Source organism: Enterobacter cloacae complex sp. 2022EL-00788, from assembly GCF_026627565.1.
GTDB lineage: Bacteria > Pseudomonadota > Gammaproteobacteria > Enterobacterales > Enterobacteriaceae > Enterobacter > Enterobacter pasteurii.
On the sequence record NZ_JAPNMC010000001.1, the window covers coordinates 340,804 to 356,405 of the forward strand.

General features: G+C 55.3%; 16 protein-coding genes. 9 read left to right on the forward strand and 7 right to left on the reverse strand.

The features are described 5' to 3' along the window. Positions 1-12: 12 nt before the first annotated feature. From OWK27_RS01580 to OWK27_RS01605, 6 genes are all read right to left on the reverse strand, one after another. Entirely contained in the window at positions 13-1,551 is a 1,539-nt protein-coding gene (locus OWK27_RS01580; protein ID WP_148421088.1) for an MFS transporter, read from the reverse strand. A gap of 27 nt (positions 1,552-1,578) precedes the next feature. Then, entirely contained in the window at positions 1,579-2,985 is a 1,407-nt protein-coding gene (gene uxaC / locus OWK27_RS01585) for a glucuronate isomerase (protein WP_148421086.1), read from the reverse strand. Next, entirely contained in the window at positions 2,982-4,367 is a 1,386-nt protein-coding gene (locus OWK27_RS01590; protein ID WP_148421084.1) for an MFS transporter, read from the reverse strand. The genes uxaC and OWK27_RS01590 overlap by 4 nt, the downstream gene beginning before the upstream one ends. Positions 4,368-4,440: 73 nt before the next feature. Beyond that, entirely contained in the window at positions 4,441-5,460 is a 1,020-nt protein-coding gene (locus tag OWK27_RS01595; protein ID WP_267589665.1) for a Zn-dependent oxidoreductase, read from the reverse strand. Positions 5,461-5,474: 14 nt separating this feature from the next. After that, positions 5,475-6,689 carry a starvation-sensing protein RspA gene (gene rspA / locus OWK27_RS01600; protein WP_148421080.1) on the reverse strand — a complete coding sequence of 405 codons (1,215 nt, stop codon included), beginning with the start codon at positions 6,687-6,689 and terminating at the stop codon, positions 5,475-5,477. 112 nt (positions 6,690-6,801) lie between these two features. Next, positions 6,802-7,128 (reverse strand): YnfA family protein, encoded by a 327-nt coding sequence (locus tag OWK27_RS01605; protein WP_148421078.1) that lies wholly within the window; start codon positions 7,126-7,128, stop codon positions 6,802-6,804. A 150-nt stretch (positions 7,129-7,278) separates the two neighbouring features. Between OWK27_RS01605 and OWK27_RS01610 the strand changes: the two genes are divergently transcribed. Next, positions 7,279-7,617 (forward strand): DUF1283 family protein, encoded by a 339-nt coding sequence (locus OWK27_RS01610; protein WP_148421076.1) that lies wholly within the window; start codon positions 7,279-7,281, stop codon positions 7,615-7,617. Continuing rightward, positions 7,617-8,177: a spermidine N1-acetyltransferase gene (speG, locus tag OWK27_RS01615; RefSeq protein WP_148421074.1), complete on the forward strand. Its 561-nt coding sequence runs from the start codon at positions 7,617-7,619 to the stop codon at positions 8,175-8,177. The genes OWK27_RS01610 and speG overlap by 1 nt, the downstream gene beginning before the upstream one ends. A 17-nt stretch (positions 8,178-8,194) precedes the next feature. On the opposite strand, the gene OWK27_RS01620 is transcribed toward speG, so the two are convergent. Further along, positions 8,195-8,905, reverse strand: coding sequence for a YnfC family lipoprotein (locus OWK27_RS01620; protein ID WP_267589666.1), 711 nt, complete (start codon positions 8,903-8,905; stop codon positions 8,195-8,197). Between the two features lie 105 nt (positions 8,906-9,010). Here OWK27_RS01620 and OWK27_RS01625 point away from each other — a divergent pair, with 105 nt between their 5' ends. The 7 genes from OWK27_RS01625 to OWK27_RS01655 all read left to right on the forward strand — a co-directional run bounded on the left by OWK27_RS01625 (position 9,011) and on the right by OWK27_RS01655 (position 15,592). Next, positions 9,011-9,316 carry a DUF1161 domain-containing protein gene (locus tag OWK27_RS01625; RefSeq protein ID WP_148421070.1) on the forward strand — a complete coding sequence of 102 codons (306 nt, stop codon included), beginning with the start codon at positions 9,011-9,013 and terminating at the stop codon, positions 9,314-9,316. Positions 9,317-9,448: 132 nt separating this feature from the next. Next, on the forward strand, positions 9,449-11,887 hold the full coding sequence (ynfE, locus tag OWK27_RS01630) for a selenate/tellurate reductase subunit YnfE (protein WP_267589667.1): 2,439 nt from the start codon (positions 9,449-9,451) through the stop codon (positions 11,885-11,887). Between the two features lie 10 nt (positions 11,888-11,897). Then, positions 11,898-12,515: a DMSO/selenate family reductase complex B subunit gene (locus OWK27_RS01635; protein WP_017384545.1), complete on the forward strand. Its 618-nt coding sequence runs from the start codon at positions 11,898-11,900 to the stop codon at positions 12,513-12,515. Position 12,516: 1 nt separating this feature from the next. Beyond that, the gene (locus OWK27_RS01640) at positions 12,517-13,371 is read left to right on the forward strand and encodes a dimethyl sulfoxide reductase anchor subunit family protein (RefSeq protein ID WP_267589668.1); all 855 of its coding nucleotides are present in this window, start codon (positions 12,517-12,519) and stop codon (positions 13,369-13,371) included. A gap of 44 nt (positions 13,372-13,415) precedes the next feature. Continuing rightward, positions 13,416-14,030, forward strand: coding sequence for a Tat proofreading chaperone DmsD (dmsD, locus tag OWK27_RS01645; protein WP_148418768.1), 615 nt, complete (start codon positions 13,416-13,418; stop codon positions 14,028-14,030). A gap of 109 nt (positions 14,031-14,139) precedes the next feature. After that, the gene (locus tag OWK27_RS01650; protein WP_176610453.1) at positions 14,140-14,457 is read left to right on the forward strand and encodes a YebG family protein; all 318 of its coding nucleotides are present in this window, start codon (positions 14,140-14,142) and stop codon (positions 14,455-14,457) included. 220 nt (positions 14,458-14,677) lie between these two features. After that, positions 14,678-15,592 (forward strand): ATP-grasp fold amidoligase family protein, encoded by a 915-nt coding sequence (locus OWK27_RS01655; RefSeq protein ID WP_267589669.1) that lies wholly within the window; start codon positions 14,678-14,680, stop codon positions 15,590-15,592. The last annotated feature ends 10 nt before the right edge of the window (positions 15,593-15,602 follow it).

Sequence of the window (15,602 nt, forward strand, 5' to 3'; positions counted from 1 at the left end):
TATAAACCAAAATCATACCGAGGTGCGCACCGGCTCTTCGCCAGGCCGGACAGTCGGCTCGCGCCACAACCTGTCGTAGGGATAGCCTGTTAAATCTTCCACGACCCGGCGAGCCTCGGTGGATACGCGCTGAGGAGACCCGTTTGCCTTCAGACGATCGAGCTCATCCACAAAGATTTTGTGCGTACGCTTGTTCAGGTTGAACGTCAGGGCCTGCCACAGGGCCAGAATGAGCAGACCAGCGGTACCGATGAACATAAGCATTGCGATGGTGTGGATGGCTTCCGCTGGCTGCGTCAGGCTCCCTTTAACAAAGCCGCCGCTTTGTAGCAGAAGGCCCACGATAAAGGTGGCGATGGCGACCGTGGTTTTCCGGGAGAAGGTCATTACCGCGGCAAACAGCCCCTCACGACGCTGACGGCTCACCATCTCATCGATATCCGGAATGAACGGAAACACGTTCCACGGCGTAAATTCAAGCACGCAGCGCCCCACCTGATACACTCCGGCCAGAATGACCAGCGTCGCGACGGTATTCAGCGCGGGGATCTGGTACACGGCAAAGAAGCCACCCAGACAAAGCAACATCAGTGAATAGGCAAATACGTACAGCTTCGATGGCCCATATTTGATGATCCCTACGCCTGCGATTAGCGTGACGGGCAGCCCCACGATGCTCATCGACAGCAGCGTGCCGGCCAGCGAGGATGAGACATGCAGACAGTAGACGCAGAAAAAGACAAACACGGTGTTGTAAACGTCTTTGCCGGTAAACGACAGCAGATAGATGGCGAGATGTTTTCTGAAGGCCCGGATTTTCAGGGTTGAGCCATACTCCTTAAAAAGTCGGCCAAAGGCGACCAGCTTCTCCAGTGCCGTTTGCGGGTGCCTGCTTTTTTCAAGCCCGGCGAGCATTTCCGGCGTCAGCTCGCGCTCCCAGGTCACTTTCCACGAGATAAATACGCACACCATGAACAGGACGGCAAAAATAACGCCGTTAATGAGATAGGCATGGGCGCTGTTTTCCCCGAAATAGCCAATCAGCAATCCGGGAATGAATGTCGCCAGAAACGTCCCCGATGCCGAAAGAAACATGCGGCAGGTAGAGAGCTTGGTCCGCTGGTTAAAGTCTTTCGTCATTTCTGATGGTAACGTTTCCCAGGGGATCAGCACCATTGCGGCAATAATTTCAAATGCCAGATAGACCGCGAGATAAAAGCCGTATGTCATGCCGTCAAGCCACAGCAGCGCGTAGACCAGCATTAGCGGTGCGCCGATGAGCAAAAAGAAGCGCCGACGGCCAAATTTTTTACCAAAATAGTTTTTGTAAAAATGGTCCGTGAAGCTCCCCATAAACAAACTTACTACAGCATCGACAATACGCGCGATGGCGACAATAGACGCCGCTTCAACCGGAGATAGCCCGACAAACGTTGTATAGAAAAATAATAGCCAGGCGCCGATAACGGTAAATGCACCGCCGCCCATAATATCCGTTAGCCCGTAGCCGATACTAACCGGAATGGTAATTTTTTTTGCAGTCCGAGACATGTTTCATCCCCACTCAGTGAGTAGAATTTAAAATCTGAAATAGTTTTCAGCATTATCGTGGCAAATATTTTTAACCATCTTCGTGAGGATGGCGTTATTATCCGGAACCTCCCCGCGCTCCACCCAGCCACCGATGAGATTGCACAAAATGCGGCGGAAATAATCGTGGCGGGTATACGAAACCAGACTGCGCGAATCGGTCAGCATACCGACAAAATTCATTAGCAGCCCCTGATCCGCAAGGCTGTTCAGCTGGTTTTCCATTCCGCGTCGGGTGTCGTTAAACCACCACCCGGAGCCAAACTGTATCGGGGATTTAACGCCCAACTCCGCAGACTGAAAGTTGGCGATAGTCGTCGCGACGATATCGTTATAGCTGGCGTTGAGGTTATACAGGATGGTTTTGGGCAAGGCCTCAGCCTGCGCCATGGCATCCAGAAGCTGGTTGAGGTTGGCCGCAAGATTCGACTGGTCGGTCAGCGAGTCAAAACCGGTATTACTGCCAAGAGAACGGTACATGCGGGAATTATTGTTGCGAATCGCACCGAAGTGTATCTGCATTGCCCAGCCGTGCTGCCTGTAATAACGCGCCAGCATAATAAAAATGGCGCTGTCGAGAATCGCGTTATCACGGGCGTCCAGATTTTCGCCCCGGCGTTTTCGGGCAAATACGGATTCAACCTGGCCTTCATCCGCTGCCTGAAAAGGGATCTCCACGGGGCCGTGATCGGAAATTCGGCATCCCATGTCGTGGAACCAAGCAATACGCTGGCTCATCCCTCTGGCAAAATCGTCGAAGGTCTGGATTGCCGCCCCGGTCTTCTCTCCTAACCGATCGACAAAGGCAGCAAACTGCCGTGCGTCTGGTGAAAAAACATCGTCCGGGCGGAAGGTCGGTAATACCTTCACGCGGAACGTCGCGTCATCACGCAACAGCTGATGGTAACGTAAATCATCAAGCGGCGCGTCCGTGGTGCAAATAACCTCTACTCTTGAGCGCTTAATAAGTTCCCGCGGCGTAAAATCAGGCTGTTGTAATAGCCGATTACAGTGTTCCATTATTTCACGCCAGTTATGGCTACCCAGCGGTTCGTCACAGGAAAAATAGTGATGAAGCTCTAAATGCGTCCAGTGATAAAGCGGATTGCCATAGCTCGCTTCGATCGTTTCGGCCCACGCCGCAAATTTCTCCTCCGCCGGGGCATTGCCCGTAATGTATTTTTCGTCAATACCGTTGGCGCGCATGGCGCGCCATTTATAGTGATCGCCTGCCAGCCAGAGTTCGGTAATATTCTCGAGGTTTTTATTTTCGAAGATATCTTTCGCGTCCAGGTGGCAGTGATAGTCAATAATGGGCAGCGCTTTTGCGACGTCACGATAGAGCTCGACGCCTCTGGCATTGCCAATCATAAAGTTATCGTTAATGAAGCTCATGACAGGGCTCCATATTTCTGCTGCTCCGCGGCGGCAGCGTTCTGACGCAGGGGATCAGCCGCGTCTTCCGCCAGGCTTAAATCGCGGTCGCGGACTTCTGGCATCATCAAAGCAGAAATTAACCCAATCAGCGAGTACGCCACCAGCATGACAACGATCGGCCACCAGGACCCGGTCATGTTGCAGAAGATCCCCGCCAGCACCGGACCAAAGCCTACGGCTACCAGGCCGCCCGCCTCTTTCGAAATCGCCATGCGGGTAAAGCGGTTTCGCGAACCAAACATCTCCGCCATGGTGATGTTTTCCAGCGCAAACAGCCCGAGCACCGCGAAGTTATGGATAACGATGATAGAGAGCATGATCACGCCCGGCGCGTAGCTCTTGTCGACGATAATCGACAGCATCGGGTAAGCCAGAATGATGGCTGAAATGTTAAGGATGATATAAGGCAGGCGACGCCCCACCTTATCGGACAGCCAGCCCAGCAGCGGGATGGAGAGGAAGCCGAGAATCGAGCTGATCATCAGCGCATCGGTTGGGATCGCCTTATCAAATAACAGCGTCTGCACCAGATACCCGGCCAGGAAGGTCTGGATCAGACCTGAGTTCCCCGCCTGACCAAAGCGCAGCCCCGTCGCCAGCCAGAAGGATTTGCTCTTAAACATCGCGCCTAATGAGGTATCCTGCACGGCGACCGGCGCAACGGTTTCGGCGTCGTTAACCTTCTCAAACACCGGACTCTCTTTCAGATTCATACGCAGCCAGATGGCAAAAATCATCACCACCACGCTGGCGAGGAACGGCACGCGCCAGCCCCAGGCGACGAGCGCTTCGCGGTCGAGGGCAAAGAACATCACGGCCCAGATCGCCGTGGCGCTCAGCGTCCCGCAGTTGGTGCCCATTGCCACCAGCGAGGAGATGATGCCGCGTTTACCCTTCGGCGCGTACTCCGCCAGCATGGTACCCGCGCCGGAGATTTCTGCCCCCGCGCCCAGCCCCTGAATAATACGCAGCGTCACCAGCAGCACCGGCGCAAAAATCCCGATCTGCGCGTAGGTCGGCAATACGCCAATCAGGGTGGTGCAGATCCCCATCATGGTGATGGTGATAAACAGCACCTTTTTACGGCCAATCCTGTCCCCCATTCTGCCGAAGATAAACGCTCCGACGATGCGCGCGATATAGCCCGCGCCATAGGTGCCCATCGCCAGGATCAGCGCCATGGCGGCGGACTGTTCAGGGAAGAAAATTTCATGGAATACCAGCGCGGCGCCAAGGGAGTAAAGCTGAAAATCCATAAACTCCAGGGCGGTGCCCAGCCAGCCGGATACGGCGGCTTTCACCAGATCCGACGTCGTTCTTTGAGGTTGTACATGAGTCATGATGGCTATCTCTGAAAGGTAAGATGCGTACCACTTAGAGCCTGTCTTCGCAGGCTCTTAACCGCATGAATTGTTATTGGTCGAACGTGAGCAAGACCTTGCAGCACCGCCGCTGGTCTTTTTCAAACAGCTCGATTGCGTCCGTAACGTGGTGATAGTCAAAGGTATGGGTGATCAGTTTTTCAGGGTCGATCAGCCCCTTTTCCAGCCAGTCAATGACGACCGGGAACTTGTTGGCGTTCAGGCGCGAAGAGAAAATCGACAGCTCTTTGCCGGTGATCCCCTGCTGCACGATCTGGCTCGGGTCGCTGGAGAAGCCCATCAGCACGATGCGCGCGGCCGGTGAAGCCAGCGCGATCGCCTCCTGCAAAATGGTCGGATGACACGCGGCATCAATGATTAACGTCGGCTTGATACCTTTTTCGTCCAGCGCGGCCGGTAACGCCTGCTCGCCGTTGTTGATTACCCAGTCCGCACCGCTGCGCTGCGCCATCGCCAGCCGCTCGTCAATACGATCGACCACGATGACCTGCTTCACCTTATAAACGCCCTTCAGCGCCTGCACGGTGACGAGCCCCATCGGACCTGCGCCGTAGATCAGAGCCACGTCCTGTTCGGTTGGTTTTGCCTGCCCCGTCACGTTGGCGGCAATGGTGAACGGCTCCACCATGACGGCATGTTTGTCAGATATCGCATCCGGAATGCGCCACGCATTTTTAGCCGGTACGACGGCGTATTCGCTGAAGCCACCGTCGCGATGCACGCCCAGCACCACCAGCGAGGTGCAAACGTTCGGTTTACCCACAGAACAGGGGTAGCAGTGCCCGCAGCTGATCACCGGATCAACGGAAACGCGCTGGCCCAGACGGCTGTTCTCCACGCCCTCGCCTACGGCGTCTATCACGCCAAAGAACTCGTGACCAATCACGCGCGGGTATTTCGCAAACGGGTTATGCCCCCGATAGATATGGCTGTCTGAACCACAGATCCCGGCGAGCTTAATTTTGACGCGGACTTCATCAGCGCCCGGCAGCGGGAGGGAACGTTCTTCAATCACCAGCGAATTTGGCTGTTGGATGACTACGCTTTTCATTATTCGCTCCTCGTTTACCAGTTCCAGAGGGTGCCATCTTCCAGACGGGCCACCGGCAGATAGGCCGGATCGTACGGGTATTTCGCCGCCAGCTTTTCGTCAAACTCAATGCCCAGCCCTGGCTTATCGCCCGGATGCATATAGCCGTTATCAAAACGCCAGCTGTGCGGGAAGACTTCCAGCATCTGCTCCGAGTAGCCCATGTACTCCTGCACGCCAAAGTTAGGCACCCACAGGTCGAAATGCAGCGCCGCCGCATGGCAGACTGGCGACAGATCCGAAGGACCGTGTGAGCCGGTGCGTACCTGGTAGAGTGAGGCAAAGTCCGCAATTCGACGCATCCCGGTGATGCCGCCCGCATGGGTAATAGTGGTGCGGATGTAGTCAATGAGCTGCTCTTCAATCAGCTGCTTGCAGTCCCAGATGCTGTTAAACACCTCGCCTACGGCAATCGGGGTGACGGTGTGCTGGCGAATCAGGCGGAAGCACGCCTGGTTTTCTGCGGGGGTAGGATCTTCCATCCAGAACATGCGGTACTCTTCGATGCTCTTGCCGAAGCGTGCGGCTTCAATTGGCGTGAGGCGGTGGTGCATGTCGTGCAGCAGATGTTCGTTAAAACCAAATTTGCTGCGTACCGCGTCGAACAGTTTTGGTGTGAAGTCGAGGTATTTTTCAGTGGACCACAGCTGCTCTTCCGGCCAGTCCCCTTTGGTCGCTGGCTCATATGCCAGCCCTTTCCCCTTGGACATGCCGTAGGTGGTTTTCATCCCCGGCACGCCGCACTGAACGCGGATCGCCCTGAAGCCCATCTCCTTATGGCGGGCATAGTCTTCCAGCACGTCGTCGATGGTATGGCCGGTGGTATGACAGTAGACCATCACCCCTTCACGGGATGCCCCGCCTAACAGCTGATACAGCGGCATGTTAGCGGCTTTCGCCTTGATGTCCCAAAGGGCCATATCCACGGCGGAGATTGCCGACATGGTGACCGGGCCACGGCGCCAGTAAGCCCCTTTGTAGAAGAACTGCCAGATATCTTCGATGCGATGCGCATCGCGGCCTATCAGCTGAGGGCACAGGTGGTCTTTCAGGTAGGAGGCAACGGAGAGTTCACGTCCGTTCAGCGTGGCATCCCCCAAGCCGACAATACCGTCGTCGGTGGTGATTTTAAGGGTGACAAAGTTACGCCCCGGGCAGGTTACAAATACTTCAGCCCCGACAATCTTCATAATCCATTTCCTTACATCGCTCGTTGTGATGCAGGAAATTTACGCAACTACACTACTACCATACAAGTATAATGATCGTAAAATCGGCGGGCGATCACATTATGGGGGGCGCCTAGGCGCGCCCCCAGCCAGCGACGATGATCAGCATGCCGCACAGGGCAACTGCTGCTCCGGCCCAGTCATATACGCTGAGCCTGACGCCATCGACAACGCGCAGCCACAGCAGCGCGGTACAGACGTAGACCCCGCCGTAGGCGGCATAAACCCGCCCGCTGGCGGCCGGATGCAGGGTGAGAAGCCAGACAAAAAGGGCCAGCGCCACCCCAGCCGGAATCAGCAGCAGCGCGGGCGCGCCCCGCTTTAGCCAAAGCCACGGCAAAAAGCATCCGATGATTTCGCACAGCGCGGTCGCGAAAAAAAGCAGCGTCGTTTTCAACATTTTTTTCATTTCGTGAGGATTGATTTAGGCATGATACGCGATAATGGTCTCAACGTTCCCATACCTGCGGCGCGGGTATGACACCCTTCTGGATTGGTGTAGAATCCAGAAGGGGAATCCGATTATCTGCACCCGTTTAAAGGAAACGCTATGACTACATTAAGCAAACGCCTTTGTCTGACAGCCGTACTGGCGCTGTCATCGTTCACCTTTGCCGCAACGGCGACTGCCGAAACCAGCAAGCTCATCATTGAGTCTGGTGACAGCGCGCAAAGCCGTCAGAACGCCGCCATGGACAAAGAACAATGGAATGACACCCGCAGCCTGCGTCAGAAAGTGAACAAGCGCGCGGAAAAAGAGTGGGATAAAGAAGACGTCGCGTTTGATGCGCGCGATAAGTGTCAGCAAAGTGCCAACGTCAACGCTTACTGGGAACCTAACACCCTGCGCTGTCTGGATCGTCGCACTGGACGCACGGTTGCACCGTAATGACGAACCTGTGTGACGTTAAGCTCCGCCCGCTGGAGCGCGAAGATTTACGCTTTGTCCATCAGCTCGACAACAACGCCAGCGTGATGCGCTACTGGTTTGAAGAGCCTTACGAGGCGTTTGTTGAGCTGTCGGATCTTTACGATAAGCACATCCATGACCAGAGCGAGCGCCGGTTTGTGGTGGAGTGCGAAGGCGAGAAGGCCGGGCTGGTTGAACTGGTTGAGATCAACCACGTTCACCGCCGGGCCGAGTTTCAGATCATTATCTCACCGGAACATCAGGGGAAAGGCCTTGCGTCGCGGGCGGCAAAGCTGGCGATGGATTACGGATTTAACGTTCTGAATCTCTATAAGCTTTATCTCATCGTCGATAAAGAGAACGAAAAAGCGATCCATATCTACCGTAAGCTGGGCTTTATGGTGGAGGGCGAGCTGATCCATGAGTTCTTTATCAACGGCGAGTACCGTAACACGATCCGCATGTGTATTTTCCAGCATCAGCATCTGGCCGGGCACAAATCTTCCGCCGCCAGCCTGCTTAAACCTACCGCGCAGTAACCTGCGCGGTTTTCATTTCAGTAATATTCAATACTGTTTTTGATGGTGTACTTGCGCTCAACGGCAGGTTTGACGCTGTCATCGACGATCGCCAGCTCGCAGCTCACCGGGTTATCGTGGCGATCGTAGTCGCAGGTCTGCTTCACGCTGCCCATTGGCTTATCGTTCAACAGGCTTACCGCCGTGTAATCCAGGCGCTTGCGCAGATCGTTCGACGGCGTCGACTGAACTGCCAGCTTTTGGTCGCCGGACACGGTGGTTTTACCCAGCGGATAGCCGTCGGCGTCATACCGGTACTTCACCTCCATCTCTTTGCTGTGCGCGGCAACCACAAACCCGTTATCGTCGGTGTCCCACTTCACGCCGGCAGAGGGCAGCTCCGCCAGCTGGCATTTACCCTGTAACTTTACCTTCTGCTGCTGGGTCTCTGCGTCGAGGTAGAAGTTAGCGTCCAGCACCAGCGCAACGCCCGTATTGGCCTCCAGGTCGTGCAGCTCAAGCGTATCGAAACATCCTTCTGTCGACATCGTACCGGTCACGCGTTTAGAGACCTCACCCTTTTCGTTGAAGAGCGTCTGGGTGAAATCCTTCACCGGGCCGCGCAGAGGATCGAAATCAAACTCGTTCGAAAAGCTCGCCATCTCCGGCGTAAAGGACAGCGGCGCGCTGCTGTTGTCGCATCCCACCAGTACCGTTGCCAGTAGCGTTATCGCTGCGTAATTCTTCACATCATTTACCCGTCAAAAGACAATATTCTCAATCATATTAGCAAATACAGTTATTTACACGGTTCCTGCTAAAATTAACTCATACACACTGAAAAGGAGCAACAGATGAAACAGTTACCCTGGATTACCGCCCTGCTGTTAATGAGTGCTTCACCTGCGATCCTCGCCGCCCCGGATTCCTGCGAGCGCGTGAAAAGCGACATTCAGCAGAAGATTATCAACAACGGCGTGCCGGAGTCTGGCTTTACGCTAAATATCGTCCCCAACGATCAGGCCGACCAGCCGGATGCGCAGGTCGTTGGGCATTGTGCCAACGATACCTTCAAAATTTTGTACACCCGCACCAGCAGCGGTAACTACCCGGTAAGCGGCGCGGGTACGCAGGACAGTGCGCCCGCTGAGCCGCAATGATTTTTCTGCACTCAATCCCCCTGATTTGACGAGGATTAATATTTAATACCTCCAAATAAGTAACACTCCCCCCATCATTAGCCCGGTTGTAATCACGGGTGAAAATAAATACTAACAATGATGGGGTGAGTCATGTCCGAAGTTGAACATCACGGCGGGATCAGCCGCCGAGCTCTGGTTAAATCTACCGCCATAGGATCCCTGGCGCTTGCCGCCGGTGGGATCGCGTTACCTTTTGGTCTGAAAAGCGCCGCCGCTGCGGTGCAGGCCGCCATCCAGCCCGCGGAAGATAAAGTTGTGTGGGGTGCCTGCTCGGTGAACTGCGGCAGCCGCTGCGCGCTGCGTCTGCACGTCCGCGACGACGAAGTTTACTGGGTCGAAACGGATAACACCGGTGAGGATATCTACGGCAACCACCAGGTTCGCGCCTGTCTGCGAGGCCGCTCCATTCGCCGCCGCATTAACCATCCTGACCGTCTGAACTACCCGATGAAACGCGTGGGAAAACGCGGTGAAGGCAAGTTCGAGCGTATCACCTGGGAAGAGGCGCTGGACACCATCGCCGCGAACCTGAAAAGCGTGGTCGAAAAATACGGTAATGAAGCGGTCTATATTAACTACTCCTCCGGGATCGTTGGCGGCAATATTACCCGCTCCTCCCCTTACGCCTCGCTGGTCGCGCGCCTGATGAACTGCTACGGCGGCTTCCTCAGCCACTACGGCACCTACAGCACCGCACAAATCTCCTGCGCAATGCCCTACACCTACGGCAGCAACGACGGCAACAGCACTTCGGATATCGAAAACAGCAAGCTGGTGGTGATGTTCGGCAATAACCCGGCGGAAACGCGCATGAGCGGCGGCGGGATCACCTACTACCTCGAACAGGCTCGCGAACGCTCCAACGCGCGCATGATCGTTATCGATCCGCGCTACACCGACACCGCCGCAGGGCGCGAGGACGAGTGGATCCCGATCCGTCCGGGCACCGATGCGGCGCTGGTGGCGGGTATTGCGTGGGTATTGATTGATGAAAATCTCGTCGACCAGCCCTTCCTCGATAACTACTGCGTTGGCTATGACGAAAAAACGCTGCCGGAAGGCGCGCCCGCCAACGGCCATTACAAGGCCTATATCCTCGGCCAGGGTGACGATCGGACGGCGAAAACCCCGGAGTGGGCGTCGCGGATTACCGGCATTCCTGCCGATCGGATTATCAAGCTTGCCCGCGAAATCGGCTCTGCAAAGCCGGCCTATATTTGTCAGGGCTGGGGGCCGCAGCGCCAGGCGAACGGCGAGCAAACCTCCCGCGCCATCGCCATGCTGCCGATCCTCACCGGCAACGTTGGCATTAACGGCGGCAACAGCGGCGCGCGCGAATCGACCTACACCATCACCATTGAGCGTATGCCGCTGCCGGAAAACCCGGTGAAAACGCAAATCTCCTGCTTCTGCTGGACGGACGCCATCGCCCGTGGCCCGGAGATGACCGCCCTGCGCGACGGGGTGCGCGGTAAAGAAAAGCTTGATGTGCCGATCAAGTTCATCTGGAACTACGCCGGTAACACCATCATCAACCAGCACTCTGACATCAACAAAACCCACGACATTTTGCAGGATGAGAACAAGTGCGAAACGATCGTCGTTATCGATAACTTCATGACCTCATCGGCGAAGTATGCCGATATTATCCTGCCGGACCTGATGACCGTCGAACAGGAAGATATCATTCCTAACGATTACGCCGGGAACATGGGCTACCTGATTTTCCTCCAGCCGGTTACCGCGCCGAAGTTTGAGCGCAGGCCAATCTACTGGATCATGAGCGAGGTGGCGAAGCGCCTTGGGCCGGATATTTATCAGAAATTCACCGAGGGCCGTACGCAGGAACAGTGGCTGCAATATCTGTACGCCAAAATGGTCGCTAAAGATCCTCAGCTGCCGTCCTACGATGAGCTCAAAAAAATGGGCATCTATAAGCGCAAAGATCCGAATGGACACTTTGTGGCCTATAAAAAATTCCGCGACGATCCGCACGCCAACCCGCTGAAAACGCCGTCGGGAAAAATCGAGATCTACTCCAGCAGGCTGGCGGATATCGCTGCAACCTGGGAGCTGCAAAAAGACGAAACCATCACCCCGCTGCCGGTTTATACCCCCACCTTCGAAGGCTGGGATGCGCCCGAGCGCAGCAAATTCCCGCTGCAGCTGTTCGGTTTTCACTTCAAAGCCCGTACACACTCCAGCTACGGCAACGTGGATGTGCTTCAGGCCGCCTGTCGCCAGGAGGTATGGCTAAACCCCGTGGATGCCGATAAACGCGGCATTAAAAACGGGGATATGGTGCGCGTGTTTAACGACCGCGGTGAAGTGCGCATTGCCGCGAAAGTCACGCCGCGCATCATGCCCGGCGTGAGCGCAATGGGCCAGGGCGCCTGGCACGACGCCAGCATGAACGGGGATCGGGTCGATCACGGTTCCTGTATCAATACGCTGACCACGCACCGCCCGTCACCGCTGGCGAAAGGAAACCCGCAGCACACTAACCTGGTGCAGATCGAGAAGGCCTAAGGAGTAACCGATGACAACCCAGTACGGATTTTTTATTGATTCCAGCCGGTGCACCGGGTGCAAAACCTGCGAGCTGGCCTGCAAGGACTACAAAGACTTAACCCCGGACGTCAGCTTCCGCCGGATTTACGAATACGCGGGCGGCGACTGGCAGGAGGATAACGGCGTCTGGCATCAGAACGTCTTTGCCTACTATCTGTCGATTGCCTGCAACCACTGCGAAGATCCGGCCTGCACCAAGGTCTGCCCGAGCGGCGCAATGCACAAGCGCGACGACGGTTTTGTGGTGGTGGACGAGGATGTCTGCATCGGCTGCCGCTACTGCCACATGGCCTGCCCGTACGGCGCGCCGCAGTACAACGCCGCCAAAGGCCACATGACCAAGTGCGACGGCTGCCACAGCCGCGTGGCGGACGGCAAAAAGCCGATCTGCGTCGAGTCCTGCCCGCTGCGCGCGCTGGACTTCGGCCCGATTGAGGAGCTGCGCAAAAAGCACGGCCAGCTTGCCGCGGTCGCGCCGCTGCCGTCTGCACACTTCACGAAGCCGAGCATTGTGATCAAACCTAACGCCAACAGCCGTCCGACGGGTGACACCACCGGCTACCTGGCAAACCCGAAGGAGGTGTGAGATGGGAAGTGGATGGCATGAATGGCCGCTGGTAATCTTCACGGTCTTTGGGCAGTGCGTGGCCGGCGCGTTAATCGTGATGGGTTTCGCCTGGCTCAGGGCAGAAGACGATGCGGCTAAAAAACGTATCGTGCGCAGCATGTTTTTTCTCTGGGTAGTAATGGGAATTGGGTTTATGGCCTCGGTACTGCACCTTGGCTCACCGCTGCGCGCCTTTAACTCGCTTAACCGGGTTGGCTCTTCTGCCCTGAGTAATGAAATCGCGGCTGGTTCGCTTTTCTTTGCCGTGGGCGGTTTCTGGTGGCTGGTGTCGGTTATCGGTAAAATGCCCCCTGCTTTAGGGAAAGTGTGGCTGGCCGTCAGTCAGATACTGGGGCTCGTCTTTGTCTGGGCGATGACCCGGGTCTATCAGATTGATACCGTTCCGACCTGGTACACGGGCTATACCACGCTGGCCTTCTTCCTGACGCTGGCTCTTGCTGGTCCACTGCTGGCCGCGCTGCTGCTTCGCGCCGCAAACGTCGCGTTCAGAGGGACTTTTGCCGCCTCCGTCAGCGCGCTGGCGCTGCTGGTCAGCGTGGGTGCGATCGTGCTGCAAAGCAACGCGCTGGCGACTATCCACAGCGCCATCCAGCAGGCCAGCGCTCTGCTGCCTGATTATGGCTCGCTTCAGGTATGGCGCATCGCGCTGCTGGTGGCGGGTTTAGGCTGCTGGATCTGCCCTCTTATTCGTCGCCAGGAACCAAAAACGCTCGGCCTGTTCACCGGCTTCGTGCTGGTGGTGCTGGGTGAACTTATTGGCCGTGGGCTATTCTATGGTCTGCATATGACCGCTGGACTGGCGATTGCCGGTTAACACAGGCGCGCGGGGCAGCCCGCGCGCAAGTAAGGAATGTTGTAATGAATGATCTCTCACATCGCGAATCGTTCGCGTTCAGCGCCCGGGTACTGGGTGCGCTATTTTATTTTGCCCCGGACAGCGAACAGACCGCGCCGCTGGTGAGCGCCCTTATCGCAGGTGACTGGGTTCAGGACTGGCCGCTGGCGCAGGAAAGCCTGCAGCCCGTCGCCGATATGTTTAAGGCTCAAACAGATGAAGCGTTGAAGGACGCCTGGCAGCGTCTGTTTATTGGCCCGTATGCCTTACCCGCTCCACCGTGGGGCTCCGTCTGGCTGGATCGCGAGTCCGTGCTGTTTGGCGATTCGACCCTTGCGCTGCGCCAGTGGATGCGTGAAAACAATATCGCTTTTGAGATGCAGCAGAATGAGCCGGAAGATCACGTCGGCACGCTGCTGATGCTGGCGGCATGGCTCGCCGAAAACGGACGCGACGCAGAGCGCGACCAGCTTCTGGCCTGGCATCTGCTGCCGTGGAGCACGCGTTTTCTCTCCGTGTTTGTTGAAAACGCGGCGCATCCTTTCTACGTCGCGCTGGGTAAACTGGCTCAGCTGACGCTGGCAGACTGGCAATCCACCCTGCTCATCCCCGTTGCCGAAAAAACGCTGTACCGGTAGACGCTTCTGGCTTGCGCATCCTTTTGGGCAAGCCATCTATGTACATTTTTGCTGCAACGCGGAGCCGGAACTGTTATACTGTATATAATTACAGTACCGGAGGCGCAAAATGGCTGTTGAAACAAAATTCGTTGTCGTAAGAAAAGGTGAAGAGAAAATGACTTTTGCCAGTAAGAAAGAGGCTGACGCTCACGACAAACTGCTCGACATGGCAGAAGCGTTCACCGACTGGCTGCTGCAAAGCGGAATGCAGATGGATGAAACGCAGGCGGAAAACCTTGGGCTCTATCTCGCCGAGCAGAAAGAGGCCGTGCAGCATATTCTGCGTACCAGCAGGCTTCCCGATCTTAATGCCGCTCCTGTTGCCGATAAGACAGACGCAGAGGCGGATGGCGGTAAGAAAATCAGAGCCGTTAAGGCTGCCTGATCGTCAGAACGCTTCATCACCGATCCTTACGCCGCAGGCTGGAAACAGCTCGCGGCGTTTTTATTAGCCTGGACATTCCTGGCCGTTCGCACCATGCGAGGGGCGAAGGTTCTCAAAGCCCCTGCATTAAAAGCGCATATCTGTCCATATAGCCTCCATCATTTGCGAAAATTAAATCAATGATCCTCTGACAGAATGCACATTCTGATATGGAGGCGAAATGAATAAAATAAAATACCACCTTAGATACCTGGAATATTTTTTAAGGAAGTATAAAACGCTCTTAACTAATGATATGGCTTTCCATCTGGCCAGACTTAAAAGAGTGACGGGTGTTAGCGCGGATTTACGCAACCCGTCAACGCTTAATGAGAAAATTTGCCACCGCATCTTATTTGAACATAATCCATTTTACACAATGTTAGCTGATAAGCTTGCCGTAAGAGAGTACGTGGCAAAAAGCACGTCTTTAGTTAAGCTTATTCCGCTGGCCGGCGTTTATAACAGGGTGGAAGATATTGACGTCGAAACACTGCCCGATCGGTTCGTATTGAAATGCAATCACGACAGTGGAAGCGCTATCGTCTGCAAAGATAAAGCATATTTTGAACCCAGGAAAGCACTGACCAGGCTGAAGCTTTCGCTGAAAAGAAACATGTATTATACAACCAGAGAATGGCAATATAAGGATATTAAGCCCGTCATTATATGCGAACCTTACCTTGATTTATTTGCAGATAAGGACAGGAGCGTTACGCCAGAGATGTTAAGAGTACACTGTTTTCATGGGAAAGCCTGCTTCATCGAAGCTGACTTTACAGATGACAAGGGACAAGGATTCATTAATGTCTATGACAGTTCATGGACTTTGCAGCCCTTTCAAATGGAATATCCCAACACGCCGCAACCGGTTGATGAGCCTGAATCATTTGCTAAATCGGTCATTGCTGCCCAGGAATTGTCGAAAGACATCAGCTATTGCCGCATCGACCTTATGCTAAAAGGGCCGGACCTGTATTTCAGTGAAATAACCCTGAGTCCAAAAAGAGGAAAGCTGAAGATAACCCCAGCGGAGTGGGATGCTAAACTTGGCAGTTTGTGGAACCTTACCCTGGCTGACAACAGGCTCAATTGAGCCTGTGCAG

What these genes read in the sequence shown, in the direction of transcription:
- rspA (WP_148421080.1), bottom strand. Translation starts at nt 6,689, where the DNA reads ATGAAGATTGTCGGGGCTGAAGTATTTGTAACCTGCCCGGGGCGTAAC.
- ynfE (WP_267589667.1), top strand. Translation starts at nt 9,449, where the DNA reads ATGTCCGAAGTTGAACATCACGGCGGGATCAGCCGCCGAGCTCTGGTT.
- OWK27_RS01640 (WP_267589668.1), top strand. Translation starts at nt 12,517, where the DNA reads ATGGGAAGTGGATGGCATGAATGGCCGCTGGTAATCTTCACGGTCTTT.
- OWK27_RS01635 (WP_017384545.1), top strand. Translation starts at nt 11,898, where the DNA reads ATGACAACCCAGTACGGATTTTTTATTGATTCCAGCCGGTGCACCGGG.
- speG (WP_148421074.1), top strand. Translation starts at nt 7,617, where the DNA reads ATGACGAACCTGTGTGACGTTAAGCTCCGCCCGCTGGAGCGCGAAGAT.
- OWK27_RS01625 (WP_148421070.1), top strand. Translation starts at nt 9,011, where the DNA reads ATGAAACAGTTACCCTGGATTACCGCCCTGCTGTTAATGAGTGCTTCA.
- OWK27_RS01580 (WP_148421088.1), bottom strand. Translation starts at nt 1,551, where the DNA reads ATGTCTCGGACTGCAAAAAAAATTACCATTCCGGTTAGTATCGGCTAC.
- OWK27_RS01605 (WP_148421078.1), bottom strand. Translation starts at nt 7,128, where the DNA reads ATGTTGAAAACGACGCTGCTTTTTTTCGCGACCGCGCTGTGCGAAATC.
- uxaC (WP_148421086.1), bottom strand. Translation starts at nt 2,985, where the DNA reads ATGAGCTTCATTAACGATAACTTTATGATTGGCAATGCCAGAGGCGTC.
- OWK27_RS01655 (WP_267589669.1), top strand. Translation starts at nt 14,678, where the DNA reads ATGAATAAAATAAAATACCACCTTAGATACCTGGAATATTTTTTAAGG.
- OWK27_RS01595 (WP_267589665.1), bottom strand. Translation starts at nt 5,460, where the DNA reads ATGAAAAGCGTAGTCATCCAACAGCCAAATTCGCTGGTGATTGAAGAA.
- OWK27_RS01610 (WP_148421076.1), top strand. Translation starts at nt 7,279, where the DNA reads ATGACTACATTAAGCAAACGCCTTTGTCTGACAGCCGTACTGGCGCTG.
- OWK27_RS01590 (WP_148421084.1), bottom strand. Translation starts at nt 4,367, where the DNA reads ATGACTCATGTACAACCTCAAAGAACGACGTCGGATCTGGTGAAAGCC.
- dmsD (WP_148418768.1), top strand. Translation starts at nt 13,416, where the DNA reads ATGAATGATCTCTCACATCGCGAATCGTTCGCGTTCAGCGCCCGGGTA.
- OWK27_RS01650 (WP_176610453.1), top strand. Translation starts at nt 14,140, where the DNA reads ATGGCTGTTGAAACAAAATTCGTTGTCGTAAGAAAAGGTGAAGAGAAA.